The sequence below is a fragment of the Paracoccus sigandri genome (assembly GCF_003709565.1).
Lineage (GTDB): Bacteria > Pseudomonadota > Alphaproteobacteria > Rhodobacterales > Rhodobacteraceae > Paracoccus > Paracoccus siganidrum.
The window spans coordinates 136,523-153,592 of record NZ_QNRC01000005.1 but is presented as its reverse complement, the minus strand read 5'-3'; the positions used below and the strand labels follow the sequence as shown (position 1 = coordinate 153,592).

The 17,070-nt window shown below is 68.7% G+C and carries 20 protein-coding genes; 13 read left to right on the top strand and 7 right to left on the bottom strand.

Annotation, left to right across the window (positions count from 1 at the left end):
- Positions 1-58: 58 nt before the first annotated feature.
- A complete protein-coding gene (locus C9E82_RS06200) occupies positions 59-745 on the bottom strand; it encodes a GntR family transcriptional regulator (RefSeq protein ID WP_170162049.1) in 687 nt (228 codons plus the stop codon).
- A gap of 267 nt (positions 746-1,012) precedes the next feature.
- On the opposite strand from C9E82_RS06200, the gene C9E82_RS06195 reads away from it, so the two are divergent.
- The 6 genes from C9E82_RS06195 (at position 1,013) to C9E82_RS06170 (ending at position 6,823) form a co-directional block, all read left to right on the top strand.
- Positions 1,013-2,233 carry an MFS transporter gene (locus tag C9E82_RS06195; RefSeq protein ID WP_170162048.1) on the top strand — a complete coding sequence of 407 codons (1,221 nt, stop codon included), beginning with the start codon at positions 1,013-1,015 and terminating at the stop codon, positions 2,231-2,233.
- The gene (locus tag C9E82_RS06190) at positions 2,233-3,948 is read left to right on the top strand and encodes a glycosyl transferase family 90 (protein ID WP_119897780.1); all 1,716 of its coding nucleotides are present in this window, start codon (positions 2,233-2,235) and stop codon (positions 3,946-3,948) included. The genes C9E82_RS06195 and C9E82_RS06190 overlap by 1 nt, the downstream gene beginning before the upstream one ends.
- A gap of 25 nt (positions 3,949-3,973) precedes the next feature.
- Complete coding sequence (locus tag C9E82_RS06185) at positions 3,974-4,453, top strand: ureidoglycolate lyase (RefSeq protein WP_119897779.1); 480 nt, start codon at positions 3,974-3,976, stop codon at positions 4,451-4,453.
- Positions 4,450-5,067, top strand: coding sequence for a ribonuclease HII (locus tag C9E82_RS06180; RefSeq protein ID WP_119897778.1), 618 nt, complete (start codon positions 4,450-4,452; stop codon positions 5,065-5,067). The genes C9E82_RS06185 and C9E82_RS06180 overlap by 4 nt, the downstream gene beginning before the upstream one ends.
- Before the next feature lie 101 nt (positions 5,068-5,168).
- Complete coding sequence (locus tag C9E82_RS06175; RefSeq protein ID WP_420849817.1) at positions 5,169-6,302, top strand: site-specific DNA-methyltransferase; 1,134 nt, start codon at positions 5,169-5,171, stop codon at positions 6,300-6,302.
- A gap of 134 nt (positions 6,303-6,436) precedes the next feature.
- Positions 6,437-6,823, top strand: a complete 387-nt coding sequence (locus C9E82_RS06170; protein ID WP_119897777.1) for a DUF488 domain-containing protein — start codon at positions 6,437-6,439, stop codon at positions 6,821-6,823.
- Positions 6,824-6,833: 10 nt separating this feature from the next.
- On the opposite strand, the gene C9E82_RS06165 is transcribed toward C9E82_RS06170, so the two are convergent.
- Together C9E82_RS06165 and C9E82_RS06160 are read right to left on the bottom strand one after the other, a co-directional pair.
- Positions 6,834-7,973, bottom strand: a complete 1,140-nt coding sequence (locus C9E82_RS06165; protein ID WP_119897776.1) for an alkane 1-monooxygenase — start codon at positions 7,971-7,973, stop codon at positions 6,834-6,836.
- Positions 7,974-7,982: 9 nt separating this feature from the next.
- Positions 7,983-8,936 carry an A/G-specific adenine glycosylase gene (locus tag C9E82_RS06160; RefSeq protein ID WP_119897832.1) on the bottom strand — a complete coding sequence of 318 codons (954 nt, stop codon included), beginning with the start codon at positions 8,934-8,936 and terminating at the stop codon, positions 7,983-7,985.
- Positions 8,937-9,120: 184 nt separating this feature from the next.
- On the opposite strand from C9E82_RS06160, the gene C9E82_RS06155 reads away from it, so the two are divergent.
- Both C9E82_RS06155 and C9E82_RS06150 read left to right on the top strand, forming a co-directional pair.
- A complete protein-coding gene (locus C9E82_RS06155; RefSeq protein WP_122449223.1) occupies positions 9,121-9,669 on the top strand; it encodes a DUF721 domain-containing protein in 549 nt (182 codons plus the stop codon).
- Between the two features lie 5 nt (positions 9,670-9,674).
- Positions 9,675-10,304, top strand: a complete 630-nt coding sequence (locus C9E82_RS06150) for a DsbA family protein (protein WP_240643604.1) — start codon at positions 9,675-9,677, stop codon at positions 10,302-10,304.
- A gap of 77 nt (positions 10,305-10,381) precedes the next feature.
- On the opposite strand, the gene C9E82_RS06145 is transcribed toward C9E82_RS06150, so the two are convergent.
- Complete coding sequence (locus C9E82_RS06145; protein ID WP_119899319.1) at positions 10,382-11,092, bottom strand: glutathione binding-like protein; 711 nt, start codon at positions 11,090-11,092, stop codon at positions 10,382-10,384.
- Positions 11,093-11,186: 94 nt separating this feature from the next.
- Between C9E82_RS06145 and mscL the strand changes: the two genes are divergently transcribed.
- Positions 11,187-11,627, top strand: coding sequence for a large conductance mechanosensitive channel protein MscL (gene mscL, locus C9E82_RS06140; protein ID WP_119899317.1), 441 nt, complete (start codon positions 11,187-11,189; stop codon positions 11,625-11,627).
- A gap of 47 nt (positions 11,628-11,674) precedes the next feature.
- Here the strand turns inward: mscL and ald are convergent, their stop codons facing one another.
- Entirely contained in the window at positions 11,675-12,793 is a 1,119-nt protein-coding gene (gene ald, locus C9E82_RS06135; RefSeq protein ID WP_119899315.1) for an alanine dehydrogenase, read from the bottom strand.
- Positions 12,794-12,943: 150 nt separating this feature from the next.
- On the opposite strand from ald, the gene C9E82_RS06130 reads away from it, so the two are divergent.
- Both C9E82_RS06130 and C9E82_RS06125 read left to right on the top strand, forming a co-directional pair.
- The gene (locus tag C9E82_RS06130) at positions 12,944-13,405 is read left to right on the top strand and encodes an Lrp/AsnC family transcriptional regulator (RefSeq protein ID WP_119899313.1); all 462 of its coding nucleotides are present in this window, start codon (positions 12,944-12,946) and stop codon (positions 13,403-13,405) included.
- Between the two features lie 36 nt (positions 13,406-13,441).
- Positions 13,442-14,071, top strand: a complete 630-nt coding sequence (locus C9E82_RS06125; RefSeq protein ID WP_119899311.1) for an FMN-binding negative transcriptional regulator — start codon at positions 13,442-13,444, stop codon at positions 14,069-14,071.
- 114 nt (positions 14,072-14,185) lie between these two features.
- Here C9E82_RS06125 and rpsU read toward each other — a convergent pair whose 3' ends face one another.
- Positions 14,186-14,392 carry a 30S ribosomal protein S21 gene (gene rpsU / locus C9E82_RS06120; RefSeq protein WP_022705914.1) on the bottom strand — a complete coding sequence of 69 codons (207 nt, stop codon included), beginning with the start codon at positions 14,390-14,392 and terminating at the stop codon, positions 14,186-14,188.
- Between the two features lie 98 nt (positions 14,393-14,490).
- On the opposite strand from rpsU, the gene C9E82_RS06115 reads away from it, so the two are divergent.
- Together C9E82_RS06115 and C9E82_RS06110 are read left to right on the top strand one after the other, a co-directional pair.
- Complete coding sequence (locus tag C9E82_RS06115) at positions 14,491-15,159, top strand: COQ9 family protein (protein ID WP_119899309.1); 669 nt, start codon at positions 14,491-14,493, stop codon at positions 15,157-15,159.
- Positions 15,160-15,168: 9 nt separating this feature from the next.
- Entirely contained in the window at positions 15,169-16,158 is a 990-nt protein-coding gene (locus tag C9E82_RS06110) for an NAD(P)H-quinone oxidoreductase (protein WP_119899307.1), read from the top strand.
- A 193-nt stretch (positions 16,159-16,351) separates the two neighbouring features.
- On the opposite strand, the gene C9E82_RS06105 is transcribed toward C9E82_RS06110, so the two are convergent.
- Positions 16,352-17,005: a ribonuclease T2 family protein gene (locus C9E82_RS06105; protein WP_119899304.1), complete on the bottom strand. Its 654-nt coding sequence runs from the start codon at positions 17,003-17,005 to the stop codon at positions 16,352-16,354.
- Positions 17,006-17,070: the final 65 nt, after the last annotated feature.

Sequence of the window (17,070 nt, the reverse complement as noted above, 5' to 3'; positions counted from 1 at the left end):
GGATGAGGCTGGCTGCGGTGCCGATCCGGGCTGCCGACATGGCGCTTGTCGCGCCGGATCAGTCCTCGGAGATCAGGCGGTGTTCGGGCGGATAGAATTGCCGCGCGAAGGAAACGGGGGTCGCATCGCTCCAGTTGATGCGCTCGATGGTCAGGACCGGCGTGCCGTCGGCCACCTGCAGGTTGCGCGCGCAATCGCCGCTGGCGCCCTCGGCCAGGATCGAGAAGCGCCCATGGGTCAGCGCGACGTTGCGGGCCAGCCATTCATGGGCGGGCAATTCCTCGAAATCGGCGCGCGAGAAGGCGGGCAGGGCCAGCGGGTTCAGCCAGATCACCTCGCAGCAATGCGGCTTGCCATTGGCCAGGTATTGCGCCTTGACCTGCGTCGCCTGCCCCCCCGGTCCCAGTTGCAGCGCGCGTTGCGCCAGTTCGCTGGGGGGGCGCAGCTCGACCGACAGCAGCCGATAGGCATAGCTGGCGCCGAGCGCCTCGATTTCCTGGCGCATGACCGGGATTTCCAGCCGGGTGCGCCGCGAATGGGTGGCCGAGACGCGGGTGCCGACCTTGCGGCGGCGTTCGATGATGCCGCTGTCCGCAAGCTCGCGCAGCGCCCGGTTGACGGTCGCGCGCGCGCAGCCAAGCTGATGCGCAAGCTCTTGTTCCGTAGGAATAAGTTCACCGGGAGGCCATTCGCGTGATCTGATGCGTTCCAGCACCTCGGCGCGAACCGACTGCCATGTGTTCATACGTTTTCCAGCACGCTCGCGCGCCGCCGGGCGAAGCGAACGGGCGACTTTACCCGGTAACTTGGTCATGAGTTAACGACGCTGAGACTTTCTACGCTCTCTTTAATAAACGGCTGGCGGAATAAGGAAACCTGTCGAAATAGACAAAACCTGCCATTGACAACGCAGGTGTGTCGCGTATCCGATTTGCGCATCGTGCAGAATGCCGATTTTCAATGCAGCCCACGGCTGCTAGGTCATCCCGGAAGCTGGGAATCGGAGGCGCGGATGCGCGCGACAGGAACGGGGCCGGCCGTGCCGCCGGCGGGACCATCCATGGCGGGCTCGGGCGGCACCGCATGGCTGGTGCTGTGCGCGATCAGCGCCTGCCACATGGTCAACGACGTCATGCAGTCGATGCTGTCGGCGATCTATCCGCTGCTGCAGCGCGAATTCTCGCTGAGCTATGCGCAGATCGGGGTGATGACCCTGGCCTTCCAGGTGACGGCCTCGCTGCTGCAGCCGGTGGTCGGCATGGTGACCGACCGCCATCCGCAGCCGCGCTCGCTGCCCCTGGGGATGGGCTCGACCTTCTGCGGCGTGCTGCTGCTGGCCTATGCCACCAGCTATCCGATGCTGCTGGCGGGGGCGATGCTGGTCGGCATCGGCTCCTCGGTCTTCCACCCCGAAAGCTCGCGCGTGGCGCGGCTGGCCTCGGGCGGGCGATTCGGCACCGCGCAGTCGCTGTTCCAGCTGGGCGGCAATTTCGGCCAGGCGCTGGGGCCCTTGCTGGCCGCCTTCATCGTCGTACCGCTTGGCCGTCCGGCGGTGGCGTGGTTCGCCGTCGCCGCCGCGCTGGGATCGGCGGTGCTGTGGCAGGTCGGCTCCTGGGCCGAGGGGCGGCGCCGCGCGGCCAAGGCGCTGCCGGACCTGGCGCTGCCCCTGCCGCGCGACATCGTGATCCGGGCAATCGTGGTGCTGGCGGTGCTGACCTTCACCAAGAACATCTACGGCGCGGCCATGACCAGCTATTTCACCTTCTTCACCATGGAGAAGTTCGGGCTGGGTCCGCAGGGCGGGCAGATCATGCTGTTCCTGTTCCTGGCCGGAATGGCGGGCGGCGTGCTGCTGGGCGGCGTCGTCGGCGACCGGGTCGGGCCGCTGCGGGTGATCTGGATCTCGATCCTGGGCGTGCTGCCCTTCACGCTGCTGCTGCCGCATGTCGGGTTGATCGCCACGGGCGTGCTGGCGGTGGTGATCGGGCTGATCCTGGCCTCGGCCTTCCCGGCGATCGTGGTCTTCGCGCAGGAACTGGTGCCCGGCCGGACCGGCATGATCGCCGGGCTGTTCTTCGGCTTCGCCTTCGGCATGGGCGGCATCTCGGCCGCGGCGCTGGGGGTGATGGCCGACCAGGTCGGGCTGAGGACCGTCTTCGTCTGGTGTTCCTTCCTGCCGGCCCTGGGCCTCTTGACGATCTTCCTGCCGCGGCCGGGGCGACTGGCGCGCTGATGGCGGGGCCGCCGCGGTTCTTCCACATCAGCCCCGAATGGTGCGGGCAGGAACGCCTGGTCCAGCTGTTTCGCCTGAACGGCCATCCCTCGTCCTGCCACGACGGCGGGCGGCTGGCGCAGGACATCCTGTTCAGCCAGGGCGCGGGGCGCGCGCCGCTGTCGGACTGGCCGCGCGCCCGGCTGCTGACCGGGCTTTACCGTCACGCGCCGCATTGGCAGCCGCCCTTGGAGGCCTGGCGCAGCTTTGCCTTCCTGGACCGGCATTTCCCGCAGGCGCGCTTCGTCCTGACCACGCGCGACCCCGATGCCTGGCTGTTCGACCGCCTGACGCGCGAAGGCGGTGCCGCCGCCCGCGCCCATGCCCATCATCGCGGCGTGGCCGAATCCGGGCTGCCCGACCTGTGGCTGGCCGACTGGCAGGCGCATCTGGCGGCGGTGGCGGCGCATTTCGGCGACGATCCGCGGCTGATCCGCGTCGATATCGACCGGGAAAGCCCGCAGCAGCTGTGCGAGCATCTGTCGCAATTCCTGCCGATGCCGCGCCATCCGCCCGGTCGGGCCTGGCTGCCCGCCCGCGATCCGGCGCAGGATCGCCGCCTGCGCGCGGTGCTGGAAGGCGCGGCGCCCGCGCGGCCTTCCGATGCCGGTGACTGGCTGGAGGATGTCGCCAGGTTCTGCCTGCGCGGGCTGGAACCCGGCGAGGGCGGGCTTCCCGGCGTGTCGCGCTTCTATTGCGCATGGGACGGCGCGGCGCGGTTTTCGGGCCGCGACGGCAGCGCCCAGCCCATCGCCCTGGCGGATGCGCTGGCCGTGGCGCGGCCCGGCGTGCATTTCAAGCTGGGCCGGGCCGAGGGCGTGGTGAACGACATCCTGCGGCTGGGCCGGCGCGACCCGGTACGCATCGACATGGAGGATTCGCGCTGGATGGGCTCGGCCCATGGCGATCCGCTGGGGCTGCCGGTGCTGTGCCACAACCGGCGGGCGGGGGCGCGGAACGTGGTGCTGTGGCCGCTGCCGGGCCAGCACGACATCGGCATGCCGGGCTTCGATCCGCAGGCCGCCCCCGACGCGATCCCCTTCGATCAGAAGCTGGACCGGGTGGTCTGGCGCGGCATGATCTCGGGCAGCCTGATGCGCGATGGGGTGAAGCCCGGCCCGGCCTCCCATGTCTACCTGACCCGGCTGGCGGCGGCGGGCGCCGACCAGGCCCTGCGCGCCGAGATCTGGGCAGAGCTGTCGCAGACCTCGCGGCTGGGTTTCGTGCGGCGCTTCATCGATCATCCCGATTTCGACCTGGGCGTGGTGATGGCCTGGGCCTTCCGCGATTTCGCCAGGGACCCGCTGCTGGCGCCCTATTGCCGGCCGCGCGAGGGGCCGGATTTCTTCCGCCGCTTCCGCTATCAGCTGTGCCTTGGCGGCTATGACCACGGCTCGAACTTCATCACGGCGATCAACAGCCGCTCGGTCCTTCTGGCCGAGGAGGACGGCTGGGAAGTCTTCTATTCCGGCCGCTTCAAACCATGGAAACACTATATACCCGTGGCGCGCTATGGCGCCGACATCCAGGAAAAGCTGGCCTGGGCCCGCGAAAATCCCAGCGAATGCAAGGCGATGTCCCAGGCCGCGCGGGCCGAGGCCGCCCGCTTCGCCGATCCGGTGCTGCGGCGCGAACTGCTGGACCGGATCCTCGACGGGCTGGCGGCGGCGGGCTAGAACAGTCCGACAGGAGGAGCCATTCATGACCACCATCAAGGCCATGCCGATCACCGCCGAAGCCTTTGCCCCCTTCGGAGAATTGCTGACCCCCAGGGCCCAGGCCGACCGCATGATCAACGAGGGCCGCTGCGAACGCCATCATGCCCTTGCCACGGTCGAACGCGGCGGCGGCGAGGCGATCATCTCGATCTTCCGGTCCAAGCCGGTCAGCCTGCCCCATGATTGCGCGCTGCTGGAGCGCCATCCGCTGGGATCGCAGGCCTTCATGCCGCTGCATTCCGACCCCTGGCTGTCGGTCGTGGCCCCCGACGCGGGCGGCCGTCCCGGCGCGCCGCTGGCCTTCCTGGTGCCGGCGGGCATGGGCATCAACCTGCGCGCCGGCGTCTGGCATGGCGTGCTGACGCCGCTGGACCGCGCCGCCGATTTCCTGGTCGTCGACCGCGAGGGCGAGGGCGTGAACCTGGAGGAAGTCCGCATCGACCCGGTGACCATCACCCCATGAGCCTGCCCGATTTCAGCCACGAGACCGCCGTGCTGGCGGGCGGCGCGCGCCGGGTGGCGGGCGTGGACGAGGTCGGGCGCGGCCCCCTGGCCGGGCCGGTGACGGCGGCGGCGGTGGTGCTGGAGCCCGGCCGCATCCCCGAGGGGCTGAACGATTCCAAGAAGCTGACCGCCGCGCGGCGCGAGGTGCTGGCCGAATGGATCATGCTGAATTGCGACTGGTCCGCCGCCCATGTCGGCGTCGAGGAGATCGACCGGCTGAACATCTATCACGCCGCCCATCTGGCGATGTGCCGGGCGGTCGCGGGCCTGCGCCAGCCGCCCTGCCATGTCCTGGTCGACGGCAACCGCGTGCCCCGCGACCTGCCGCTTCCGGCCCAGCCGGTGGTGAAGGGCGATGCGCGCTGCCTGTCGATCGCGGCGGCCTCGATCCTGGCCAAGGTGTTGCGCGATCGCATCATGGTGGATTTGGCGCAACAGCATCCCGGCTATGGCTGGGAAGTGAATGCGGGCTATCCGACGCCGGCCCACAAGCGCGCGCTTCTAGATATCGGGATTACCCCACATCATAGGCGTTCCTTCAGGCCCGTCCACAATATCTTGTGTAAAGGTTAATTCTTAACCTATTGATTCAAAAAAGAATTTGACGGCGAATCGGGTCTGAATCATCATCTGCCCATACCAGATCGGCCAAAGCCGGCACACCAGAGGCAGTAGTGATGACGAAGATCAAAGACGACCGCGCCGCCATGGCGCGAACCCTTCCGCTCAACCAGATTCTGGCGGGCGATTGCATCGAGGTGATGAACGCGCTGCCCGAAGCCAGCGTCGACCTGATCTTTGCCGATCCCCCCTACAACCTGCAACTGAAGGGCGAGCTGCACCGGCCCGACAATTCCAGGGTCGATGCGGTCGACGACGAATGGGACCGCTTTTCCGGCTTCGCCGCCTATGACAGCTTCACCCGCGACTGGCTGGCCGCCGCCCGCCGGCTGCTGAAGCCCAATGGCGCCATCTGGGTCATCGGCAGCTATCACAACATCTTCCGCGTCGGCGCCGAGCTTCAGAACCAGGGCTACTGGATCATGAACGACGTGATCTGGCGCAAGGCCAACCCGATGCCGAATTTCCGCGGCAAGCGGCTGACCAATGCGCATGAGACGCTGATCTGGGCCTCGAAGTCCGAGGCATCGAAATACACCTTCAACTACGAGGCGCTGAAATCGCTGAACGAGGGCGTGCAGATGCGCAGCGACTGGGTGCTGCCGATCTGCAATGGCGGTGAACGCCTGAAGGATGCGCAGGGCGACAAGGCCCATCCGACGCAGAAGCCCGAATCGCTGCTGCACCGGGTCCTGGTCGGCACCACCAATCCCGGCGACGTGGTCTTGGACCCGTTCTTCGGCACCGGCACGACCGGCGCGGTCGCCAAGATGCTGGGCCGCGACTTCATCGGCATCGAGCGCGAGGAAGCCTATCGCGAGGTCGCCGCCCGCCGCCTGTCCCGCGTCCGCCGCTTCGACGCCGACTCCATCGCCACCACCCGCGCCAAACGCGCCGAGCCGCGCATCCCCTTCGGCCAGGTGGTCGAACGCGGCATGCTGCGTCCGGGCGAGGAACTGTTTTCCATCGGCAACCGCCACAAGGCCAAGGTCCGCGCCGACGGCAGCCTGATCGGCAATGACGTGAAGGGCTCGATCCACCAGGTCGGCGCCGCGCTGGAGGGCGCGCCCTCCTGCAACGGCTGGACCTACTGGCATTTCCGGCGCGAGGGCAAGATGATCCCGATCGACATCCTGCGCCAGCAGATCCGCGCCGAGATGGCGGGCGAGGTCTCGCGCCCCAACTGATCCGTTTTTCGCAGTTCGCCACGTTCCGCCGCCAGCCGCGCGGGGGGACCAACTTGCCTCGCCATGTCCGCATGGCGAGGCTTTTTCGGTCGCGTTTCCATGCTAGCCTGCGCCGACAACCCCCGGGGGCGTTCATGACCCGACCCGCCATTCCCGCCGCGCATCTGCGGCTGAAACGCGCCTACGAGCCCGCCGCGCCCGAGGACGGCACCCGCATCCTCGTGGACCGGCTGTGGCCGCGCGGGCGCAGCAGGCAGGATGCCGCGCTGGACGACTGGATCAAGGAGATCGCACCCAGCACCGAGCTGCGCAAATGGTTCGGCCACGATCCCGCCCGCTGGGAAGAGTTCCGCCGCCGTTACCGGGCGGAGTTGCGGGACCATGGCGAACAGCTGGATCACATCCGCGCGCTGGCGCGGCAGGGAACGGTCACGCTGGTCTATGGCGCGCGCGACGGACGGCACAATGACGCGGTGGTCCTGCGCGAGGTGCTTCTGGGGCAGGAGGGCGGCAAGGGCTGATCCGCCGCGCTCAGACCGCATTCCGCGGCATCGGCAATTCGCCGCGGTTATAGGGGCCCCAATCCTCGATATCGGGATAGAACTGCCGCCGCCAGGCCCGGACGCGGGGGTTCATCCGCCGCCGCCACCAGGGCGGCACCATCGCCACGAAGGTCATCGCCGGATAGCCGAGCGGCAGCTGCGGCGCCTCGTCGGTGCCATAGGTCTGCAGCAGCGGGAAGCGGCGCTCGGGCTTGTAATGGTGGTCGGAATGGCGCTGCAGGTTGATCAGCAGCCAGTTCGAGGCGGTATGGCTGGCGTTCCAGCTGTGGCGCGGCAGGATATGTTCATAGCGGCCCTCGCCCAGATGGCGGCGGGTCAACCCGTAATGTTCGACATAGTTGGTCAGCTCCAGCTGCCAGATGGCGATGAAGGCCTGGAAGACGAACAGCAGCAGGCCTTGCCAGCCACCGAAGGCTGCCGCCAGCGCCAGCATCCCCAGCTGCAGCGCCGCGTAGCGCCAGAACGGGTTGCGCCGGTCCCAGGGCGTGCGGCGGGCGCGGGCCAGCATCCGGGTTTCCGCCCGCCAGGCGCTGGCCGGGCTGTCGCGCAGCACCCGCCAGAAGAAGCGGTAGAACCCCTCGTTATAGCGGGCGGAAACCGCGTCGCGGGGCGTCGCCACCCAGGAATGATGGACCAGCAGATGCTCGGTGCGGAAATGCGAATAGAGCGTCGAGGCCAGCAGCAGATCGCCCAGCCAGCGTTCCAGCGGCGTCTTCTGGTGCAGCAGCTCATGGGCATAGACGATGCCGATGGTGCCCGACAAAACGCCGATGCCGAAGAACAGGCCCAGCTTTTCCCAGCCCGACAGGTGGCCCATCTGCTGGACATACCAGATCGAGCCGAAGATCGCGGCGAATTGCAGCGGGAACCAGATGATGGTGACGGCGCGGTGCCAGAACAGCTGCGCGGTGCCGGTCTCGGGGTCCGGGTTTTCCTGGTTCAGCCCCAGGATGCCGTCCATCGCCGTGGTCAGATACCAGGCATAGGCCGGGATCAGCAGCCACCACCAGCCGCCCAGCACCGCCGCCAGCGCCACCAGCGGCAGCATCAGGACCGACATCCAGAAGGGCGCGGCGGCGGGCAGGTTCGAGGGGCGGGCAGAACTCATGACGGTATCCTACTGTTTCACCTGGTCGCGCGCCATGTCCCAGACCTTGCGCATCAAACCGGGCAGGGCGCTACGGTCGAATTGTCGCAGCGGCACCAGCCGCCCGCGCGTGGCGGGACCGGCCAGGTCGCCGGCCATCACCGTCAGGCTGAGGTTGAAATGGGTGAAGACATGGCGGACCTCGCCCAGATGCCGCCAGTCGGCGGGGCAGGGGGGCGGCATCTCGCGCCCGTCCCAGCCGGTCGAGGGGAAGGCCAGCACGCCCCCCAGCAGCCCCTTGGCCGGGCGCTCCTCCAGCAGCAGCGCATCGGCCGAGCGCGCCACCCAGGCGATGCCGGTGCGCTGCGGCTTCGGCGCCTTGGGCGCGCGGCGGGGCAGCTCGGGCGCGATGCCCTGGGCGCGGGCGTCGCACATGTCGCTGAGGGGGCACAGCGCACAGGCCGGGCTGCGGGGCGTGCAGATGGTCGCGCCCAGGTCCATCATCGCCTGCGCGTAATCGCCGGGCCGGGTCCGGGGCGTCAGCCTTGCTGCCAGCGCGGTCAGTTCCGGCTTGGCAGCGGGTAGCGGCGTCTGGACCGCGAACAGCCGCGCCACGACCCGCTCGACATTGCCGTCGACCACGGTTTCCGGCGCGTCATGGGCAATGGCGGCGATGGCGGCGGCGGTATAGGGGCCGATGCCGGGCAGGGTCAGCAGCCCCGCGCGCGTGTCGGGAAAGCCGCCGCCCGAGGCCGCCACCGCGCGGGCGCAGGCCAGCAGGTTGCGGGCGCGGGCGTAATAGCCAAGCCCGGCCCATTCCGCCATGACCTGCGCATCGGGGGCCGCCGCCAGGTCCTCGACGCGCGGCCACAGCGTGGTGAAGCGGATGAAATAGTTTTTCACCGCCGCGACGGTGGTCTGCTGCAGCATCACCTCGGACAGCCAGACGCGATAGGGATCGGCGCGGCCGGTCCCCGGCGGCATCCGCCAGGGCAGCTGGCGGGCATGGCGGTCATACCAGGCCAGAAGCGGGCCGGCGATGACCTTCCCGGTTTGCTTGCCGATCACCTTGTCGTCACGCAATTTTCAGTCCTCGTGGCGCAGCGCGCGCTTTCATCCTTGCGCCGCGCTGGTTAATGCTGTCCGGGTGATAACCCATCGGACGGCAATGGCACAGATGCAGAACCGCAGCGACAGCCCCGGATCGCGCCGCAAGCGCGGCTTCGAGGCGGCGGCGTCGCTGATGTCGCGCCGGGTGCAGAAGGCGGCCGAGGGGCGGGGCTTCGCCGTCTCGCGCCTGCTGACCCATTGGCCCGAGATCGCCGGCGCCCAGCTTGCCGCCATGACCCGCCCGGTCCGCATCAGCCATTCGCGCGGCGGCTTCGGCGCGACGCTGACCCTGCTGACCACCGGCCCGGTCGCGCCCATGGTCGAGATGCAGCTGCCCGAGCTGCGCGAGCGGGTGAACGCCTGCTATGGCTATAACGCGATCCAGCGGATCGTGCTGACCCAGACCGCCGCCTCGGGCTTTGCCGAGGGGCAGGCGCAGTTCGCCCATGCCCCTGCCAGCCGCCCCGCCGCCGCCCCCGATCCCGCGGCGCAGGAAGCGGCCCGGCAGGTGGGCGCCCGGTTCGAGGACCCGGTGCTGGCCGAGGCGATGGCCCGGCTGGCGCTGAATGTCGCCACGCGAAAACCACGAAAGACACCGAAAGGATGACCCCCATGCTGATCCGCTCTGCCGCGACCGCGCTGGCGCTGGCCTTCGCCGCCGTTCCCGCCGCCATGGCGCAGGACGCCACCCCCGAGGCCGCCGCGCCCGAGATCCTGCCCGATATCGCGCTGGGGGCCGAGGACGCGCCGCTGACCGTTGTGGAATATGCCAGCTTCACCTGCGGCCATTGCGCGAATTTCCACGCCCAGAGCCTGCCCAGCCTGATCGAGGAATATGTCGATACCGGCAAGGTCCGCTTCATCCAGCGCGACGTCTATTTCGACCAGGTCGGCCTGTGGGCCGGGATCCTGGCGCGCTGCGGCGGCGACGACAAGTATTACGCCGTCTCGGACATGCTGTTCGACGAGCAGGAGAAATGGCTGGGCGGCGGCTCGGGCGACGAGATCGCGGCCAATCTGCGCAAGATCGGCCTGAAGGCGGGCATGACCGAGGACCAGATGACCGCCTGCTGGGACGACACCGCCAAGGCCGAGCAACTGATCGCGACCTTCCAGCAGAACGCCACCGCCGACCAGATCGAGGCCACGCCGACCTTCATCATCGGCGGCGAGAAGGTCATGAACCAGCCCTGGGACCAGCTGAAGGAGGTCATCGAGACCAAGCTGGCCGAAGCCGAGTAACCTTGCGGAGCGGCCCTGACGGGCCGCGCGCGACATGGCCCCGGCCGCCCTGCGGGACGGCCGGGGCCGGTCGGTTCTCAGTCCTGGCGCGGCGGTACCTCCAGCCCGCGCTGGACGGCGGGCCGGGCCTCGAAGCGTTCGACATAGCGGGCGACATTGGCGAAGCTGTCCAGCCCGACCTCCTTTTCCGCCTCGTAGAAGACGCGCAGCGCGCGGATCCAGGGAACGATGGCCATGTCGGCGATCGAGTAGTCGCCGGCGATCCAGTCCCGCCCTTCCAGTTGCCGGTCGATCACGCCCAGCAGCCGGTTGGCCTCGTTGTAATAGCGGGTGCGCGGCCGGGGATCCTCGATCTCGGCGCCCTTGTAGCGGTGGAAGAAGCCGACCTGGCCGAACATCGGCCCGACCCCGCCCATCTGGAACATCAGCCATTGCAGCACCTCATAGCGCGCGGCGCCCGATTTCGGCAGGAACTTGCCGAACTTGTCGGCCAAGTAGATCAGGATCGCGCCGGATTCGAACAGGCCCATCGGCGTGCCGTCCGGCCCGTCGGGGTCCAGGATCGCCGGAATCTTGTTGTTTTTCGACAGGCTGATGAATTCCGGGGTCATCTGGTCCTCGGGATCCGAGATCGAGATCCGGTGCACGTCGTAATCGACGCCCAGCTCCTCCAGCAAAATAGATACCTTGACGCCGTTCGGAGTCCCCAGTGAATAAAGCTGGATCACCTCGGCCCGCCTTGGTGGCCAGCGTTTCGTGATCGGAAATTCGTCAGTGTTCAGGGCCATCGGAAAAAATGCTCCTTCCCGGCTGTTTGGACCAACTGCATTATCGGCTAATCTTGCGGCGGAATGTCGCGCGTTACAGGGGACAGCTAATCTCATGATTCAGGAATTCAAGCAGTTCATTGCCCGTGGCAATGTGATCGACCTTGCGGTCGGCATCATCATCGGCGCCGCCTTCACCGCCATCGTCAATTCGCTGGTCGAGGACATGATCAACCCGATCCTGGGCCTGATCATCGGCGGCATCGACTTCACCAACCTGTATTTCGTCATGTCGGGCAACGTGCCGGATGGCGCCAGCCTGGAAGCCGCGCGCAATTCCGGCGCGGCGATCTTCGCCTATGGTTCCTTCCTGATGGCGGTGCTGAACTTCCTCATCATCGCCTGGGCGGTGTTCCTGCTGGTCAAGGCGGTCAACCGCGTCCAGACGGCCGCGCTGCGGAAAGAGGAAGTCAAGGAAGAAGAGCCCGCCGGCCCCTCGCAAGAGGAACTGCTGGCTCAGATCCGCGACCTGCTGGCCGCGCGTCCCGGCGCCTGATCCGCATCCGTCATGGCCGGCTCGCCGCCGGCCATGACCGTCAGCCCTCAAAGGCCCAGCAGGGCCTCGGGTGTCACCGATTCCAGCCCCAGCGCCTGGCCCACCGGGGGCGAGGTCAGCAGCCCCTCATGCGTGGACAGGCCGGCGCGCAGATGCGCATCCTCGCCGGTCGCCCGCCGCCAGCCCTTGTCGGCCAGGGTCAGCATGAAGGGCAGCGTCGCATTGCCAAGCGCCTGGGTCGAGGTCCGCGCCACCGCGCCCGGCATGTTCGCCACGCAGTAATGGACCACGCCGTCGACCTCGTAGATCGGGTCCTGGTGGGTGGTCGGGCGCGAGGTCTCGAAACAGCCGCCCTGATCGATGGCCACGTCGACCAGCACCGCGCCGGGCCGCATCGCCGCCAGCTGGTCGCGCCGCACCAGCTTGGGCGCGGCCGCCCCCGGCACCAGCACCGCGCCGATCACCATGTCGGCCAGGGGCAGCAGGTCCGCCACCGCCGCGCCGCTGGCATATTGCGTGGTCAGCTTGCCCATGAACACGTCGTCCAGATAGGACAGCCGCGGCACCGAGCGGTCCAGCACCGTCACATTCGCGCCCATGCCCACCGCGACCCGCGCCGCCGCCGTGCCCACGACCCCGCCGCCGATGATGACGACATTGGCGGGCCGCACGCCCGGCACGCCGCCCAGCAGCACCCCGCGCCCGCCATTGGGCTTCTGCAGCGCCCAGGACCCGACCTGCGGCGCCAGCCGGCCCGCCACCTCGGACATCGGCGCCAGCAGGGGCAGACCGCCCCGCGCGTCGGTCACCGTCTCATAGGCGATGGCGGTCACGCCCGAGGCCAGCAACTCGCGCGTCTGGTCGGGATCGGGCGCCAGGTGCAGATAGGTGAACAGCAGCTGGCCCCGGCGCAGCATCGCCCGTTCCGGCGCCTGCGGCTCCTTCACCTTCACGATCATCTCGGCATCGGCGAAGACCGCCGCCGCATCCGGCGCGATCCGGGCGCCGGCGGCGCGGTAATCCTCGTCCGTGAAGCCCGAACCCTCGCCGGCCCCGGCCTGGACCAGCACGCCGTGGCCGCGCGCGACCGCCTCGGCCGCGGCATCCGGGGTCAGGCCCACGCGGAATTCCTGCGGCTTGATTTCCTTGGGACATCCGATCTGCATTGCATTCCTCCCTGTGGCCCTTCGAAAGGGGCCCTGTGACCTCAGTCTGATACAAGCGCCGCGCAAGATGCTGCGCAACTGCCGGCCTGACGCTGGCCTTGGCCGAAGATCCGGTTATCATCGGGGCCGTCAATCGAAGAAATGCGCAGAATGACCGAAATCGACGCAATAGACCGCCGAATCCTTGCGCTTTTGCAGAAGGACGGCCGAATCACCAATGCCGAGCTTGCGCAGCGCATCCACCTGTCGGCCAGCGCCTGCCATCGGCGCGTGCAGCGGCTGGAGGAGGCGGGCGTCATCTCGGGCTATGTCGCGCTACTGGACCAGCGCAAGGTGCAGCGCCCGACCACCGTCTTCGTCGAGATCACCCTGACCGGGCAGGCCGACGACATCCTCGACGCCTTCGAGCGCGCGGTCCGGGCGATTCCCGACGTGCTGGAATGCCACCTGATGGCGGGCACGGCGGATTACCTGCTGAAGATCGTGGTCGAGGACACCGACGATTTCGCCCGCATCCACCGCCAGCACCTGTCGCGCCTGCCGGGGGTGCGGCAGATGCATTCGTCATTCGCGCTGCGCACGGTGTTCCGCACGACGGCGATTCCGGTATGATGGATCCCTTCGCAGCGCGGCGAACGGAGGCGCAGGATGTATCTACCCCCGCATTTCAAGGAAATCGACGGCGCCGAGATCGCCTCGGTGATCGGCGCCGCGCCGCTGGCCTGCATCGTGGCGCAGACGGCCGAGGGACTGGTCGCCAACCATATCCCGGTCTTCGCCGCCCCCGACGGTGCGCTGGTCGGCCATGTGGCGCTGGCCAATGACATGCACCGCCTGATCGCCGCCGGGCAACAGGTGCTGGCCGTCTTCCGGGGCGAGGACGGCTATGTCTCGCCGAATTTCTATCCCAGCAAGCCCGAACATCACCGGCATGTGCCGACCTGGAACTATCAGGTGGTGCATGTCTACGGCGCCATCACCTTCCAGCATGACGAACGCACCAAGCGCGCCGCCGTCGGCCTGCTGACGCGCGATCACGAGCGCCGCCTGAACGGCCGGGACGGCTGGAGGATGGCCGACGCGCCCGCCGATTACCTGGCGCAGATGCTGGAGAATATCGTCGCCTTCCGCATCTCGGTCCGCAGGGTCCTGGCAAAGTCCAAGCTGAGCCAGAACCGCGAGGCGCGCGACTATCGCGGCGTGATCGAGGGGCTGCAAAGGACCGGCGGCGACGCCCTGGCCGGGCGCATGGCCCGCCGCCTTGCCGACGAGGGCTGACCGGGGAGGGCTGACCGGGGTTGACCGGCAAAGCAAACCCCCGCAGGCCGGGGCCGCGGGGGTCGCTGATTTTCTGATCGCGTCGTCTTGCAGCGCGTCCGGGCGAGAGGACCCTTAGAGGGCGCCTTCGCGCTGTGCCTTCTTACGGGCCAGCTTGCGGGCGCGGCGGACGGCCTCGGCCTTTTCACGGGCTTTCTTGACCGACGGTTTCTCGAAATGCTGCCGAAGCTTCATTTCACGGAAAACACCCTCGCGCTGAAGCTTTTTCTTCAGGGCACGAAGCGCCTGTTCGACGTTGTTGTCGCGAACGTTGACCTGCATGTGGTTGTCACCACCTTCCTAGGTTAGAGTTGCAGATGATTGCAGGAAGCGTTCCCATAGCAGCGAGGGACGTTCTTGTCCAGACAGAGGCCGAAACCATGCAGACAGATCAGGAAACCCTGCTGAACGCCGCGCTGGCCCATGTGCCGTTCGACGGGATGAACGAGGCCGCGCTGATGGCCGGCGCCCGCGACATCGGCATGTCCGCCGCGCTGGCGCGGGTGCATTTCCCGCAAGGCGGCGCCGGGCTGGCGGCCGCCTATCACCGCCGCGCCGATGCCCAGCTGCGCGACTGGCTGGCCGCGACCCCGCCCGCGACCCCGCCCGAGGGTCGCTTGCGCGACCGCGTGGCGGGTGCCGTCTGGCACCGGCTGACGCTGGTCGAGCCGGAACTGGTCCGCGCCGCCGCCGCCACGCTTGCCCTGCCGCAGAATGCCCCGCTCGGCGCGCGGCTGGTCTGGGAAAGCGCCGACATCATCTGGACCGGGCTGGGCGACCGCTCGGGCGATGCAAGCTGGTACAGCAAGCGCGCCACGCTGTCGGCGGTGATCAGCGCGACGGTGCTGTTCTGGCTGGGCGACGATTCGCCCGGCCGCGCCGACAGCCGCGCCTTTCTCGACCGCCGGATCGACGGGGTGATGCGCTTCGAGACCTTCAAGACGCGGCTGCGCAAGCTGCCCGGTGCCGCGGCGCTAGGCGACATGGCCTTCGGCTGGATCCGGGCGCCCCGCAACCGCGACCTGCCCGGCAAGACGACCACCCGATAAGGAGACAGGATGTTCCCCGACGCGATGAACGCCATCGAGATCACCGCCCCCGGTGATGCCGACAAGCTGCAACCCGCCCGCCGCCCGGTGCCGGTCCCCAGCCACGACCAGATCCTGATCCGGGTCGGCTGGGCCGGGGTGAACCGGCCCGACGTGCTGCAGCGCGCCGGCTCCTACGCGCCGCCGCCGGGGGCCTCGGACCTGCCGGGGCTGGAGGCCGCGGGCGAGGTCGTCGGCATCGGCGCGGGCGTCAGCCGCTGGCGGAAGGGCGACCGGGTGACGGCGCTGCTGCCGGGCGGCGGCTATGCCGAATACGCGGTCTGCCATGCCGACCATGCCCTGGCGATCCCCGAGGGGCTGAGCCTGCGCGAGGCCGCCTGCCTGCCGGAAACCGCCTTCACCGTCTGGTCGAACGTGGTCATGCGCGGCAAGCTGCGCGCGGGCGAGCGCTTCCTGGTCCATGGCGGCACCTCGGGCATCGGCATGATGGCGATCCAGACCGCCCGCGCGCTTGGCGCCCGCGTCTTCGCCACCGCGGGCAGCGCCGAGAAATGCGCGGCCATCGCCGAGCTGGGCGCCAGCGCGATCAATTACCGCGACGAGGATTTCGTCGCCCGCCTGCGCGACGAGGGCGGCGCCGACCTGATCCTCGACATGGTGGGCGGCAGCTATATTGCGCGCAACATCAAGGCGCTGGCCAATGACGGGCGGCTGGTGATGATCGCCTTCCTGGACGGCCCGAAGGCCGAGCTGAACTTCGCCCAGATCATGGCCCGGCGCCTGGTCGTGACCGGATCGACGCTGCGCCCGCAATCGGACGGTGCCAAGGCCGACATCGCGGAAGCCCTGCGCGACATGCTCTGGCCGATGATCGAGGGCGGCGCCGTCAAGGTCACCATCGACAGCGAGTTCGACCTGAAGGATGCGGCCGAGGCGCATCGCCGAATGGAAAGCAGCCGGCATATCGGCAAGATCGTCCTGAAAGTGGCGGGCGGCTGAGCCCGCGGCACGGGCGGTTGCCTCCGGCGGGGGTATTGGGACAACGGAGATGCGCAGGGTAGTGCTCTCTGTCTTCTTCGTTGCCCAAATACCCTCGGGGGGCGCCGGCTGGTGCGCCACTGGTTCAAGTACCAGCCGGCGACGGGGCGAAGCGCCCCGGCGGTCGCGGGGCGCAGATCGCCGGGGCGGCGGATCAGCGCGGGCTTTCCATCAGCACCCGGCTGCGGCTGCAATCGCGCCGTATGTCGGGGGCGCAGTCGCGGGGCTCCAGGTCGCGGGTCAGGCAGATCCGCACCTCCTGCAGTTCCTCGCCGCGGCAGGTCACGGTGATGGCGTCGCGGCCCAACCCCGGATTGGCCTCGATGAAGGCTTCCTCGATCACCTCGGGTGGCAGGGTGATGTCGCGGTCCAGCTCGGCGAAGGGGTCGGGGATCCGGATCCGCCCGGCAGCCGCGCGCGTCGCGCCGTAGTAGCCCGCCGCCGACAGGCCCGAGCAGCGGCCGTGCTTCTGCCATTGGTGCCAGGCCAGCCCGCCCGAGCCCATGATGTCCGCCATCTGCTGGCTTTCGCGCCGCGACGGGTCGCGCTCGGCGGTCGTGCAGTTCTGCGGCCAGCCGCGTTCGTATTGCGGCCACAGCCCGTGGACGACGAAATCCAGCCGCCGTCCCGCCGCGCATTGATCGGCGCCGCGCGCCGCGCCGGTCGCGCTGCACCAGGCCGGCGACCAGCTGAGCGCCAGCACGTAATAGTCGAATTCCCCCGCAACGTCGCGGGCCGCCATATCATGGGCCGGGGCGGCGGCGGGCGCGCAGGCCAGCGCCAGGGCAAGGCACAGGATCCGTTTCATGGCGCCAGCCTAGACCGGCCTGTCGGGCCGCGCATCAGCGGAATGCGCGAATCCTCTTTTCCCCG

What these genes read in the sequence shown, in the direction of transcription:
- C9E82_RS06200 (WP_170162049.1), bottom strand. Translation starts at nt 745, where the DNA reads ATGAACACATGGCAGTCGGTTCGCGCCGAGGTGCTGGAACGCATCAGA.
- C9E82_RS06195 (WP_170162048.1), top strand. Translation starts at nt 1,013, where the DNA reads ATGCGCGCGACAGGAACGGGGCCGGCCGTGCCGCCGGCGGGACCATCC.
- C9E82_RS06190 (WP_119897780.1), top strand. Translation starts at nt 2,233, where the DNA reads ATGGCGGGGCCGCCGCGGTTCTTCCACATCAGCCCCGAATGGTGCGGG.
- C9E82_RS06185 (WP_119897779.1), top strand. Translation starts at nt 3,974, where the DNA reads ATGACCACCATCAAGGCCATGCCGATCACCGCCGAAGCCTTTGCCCCC.
- C9E82_RS06180 (WP_119897778.1), top strand. Translation starts at nt 4,450, where the DNA reads ATGAGCCTGCCCGATTTCAGCCACGAGACCGCCGTGCTGGCGGGCGGC.
- C9E82_RS06170 (WP_119897777.1), top strand. Translation starts at nt 6,437, where the DNA reads ATGACCCGACCCGCCATTCCCGCCGCGCATCTGCGGCTGAAACGCGCC.
- C9E82_RS06165 (WP_119897776.1), bottom strand. Translation starts at nt 7,973, where the DNA reads ATGAGTTCTGCCCGCCCCTCGAACCTGCCCGCCGCCGCGCCCTTCTGG.
- C9E82_RS06160 (WP_119897832.1), bottom strand. Translation starts at nt 8,936, where the DNA reads ATGCCGCCGGGGACCGGCCGCGCCGATCCCTATCGCGTCTGGCTGTCC.
- C9E82_RS06155 (WP_122449223.1), top strand. Translation starts at nt 9,121, where the DNA reads ATGGCACAGATGCAGAACCGCAGCGACAGCCCCGGATCGCGCCGCAAG.
- C9E82_RS06150 (WP_240643604.1), top strand. Translation starts at nt 9,675, where the DNA reads ATGCTGATCCGCTCTGCCGCGACCGCGCTGGCGCTGGCCTTCGCCGCC.
- C9E82_RS06145 (WP_119899319.1), bottom strand. Translation starts at nt 11,092, where the DNA reads ATGGCCCTGAACACTGACGAATTTCCGATCACGAAACGCTGGCCACCA.
- mscL (WP_119899317.1), top strand. Translation starts at nt 11,187, where the DNA reads ATGATTCAGGAATTCAAGCAGTTCATTGCCCGTGGCAATGTGATCGAC.
- ald (WP_119899315.1), bottom strand. Translation starts at nt 12,793, where the DNA reads ATGCAGATCGGATGTCCCAAGGAAATCAAGCCGCAGGAATTCCGCGTG.
- C9E82_RS06130 (WP_119899313.1), top strand. Translation starts at nt 12,944, where the DNA reads ATGACCGAAATCGACGCAATAGACCGCCGAATCCTTGCGCTTTTGCAG.
- C9E82_RS06125 (WP_119899311.1), top strand. Translation starts at nt 13,442, where the DNA reads ATGTATCTACCCCCGCATTTCAAGGAAATCGACGGCGCCGAGATCGCC.
- rpsU (WP_022705914.1), bottom strand. Translation starts at nt 14,392, where the DNA reads ATGCAGGTCAACGTTCGCGACAACAACGTCGAACAGGCGCTTCGTGCC.
- C9E82_RS06115 (WP_119899309.1), top strand. Translation starts at nt 14,491, where the DNA reads ATGCAGACAGATCAGGAAACCCTGCTGAACGCCGCGCTGGCCCATGTG.
- C9E82_RS06110 (WP_119899307.1), top strand. Translation starts at nt 15,169, where the DNA reads ATGTTCCCCGACGCGATGAACGCCATCGAGATCACCGCCCCCGGTGAT.
- C9E82_RS06105 (WP_119899304.1), bottom strand. Translation starts at nt 17,005, where the DNA reads ATGAAACGGATCCTGTGCCTTGCCCTGGCGCTGGCCTGCGCGCCCGCC.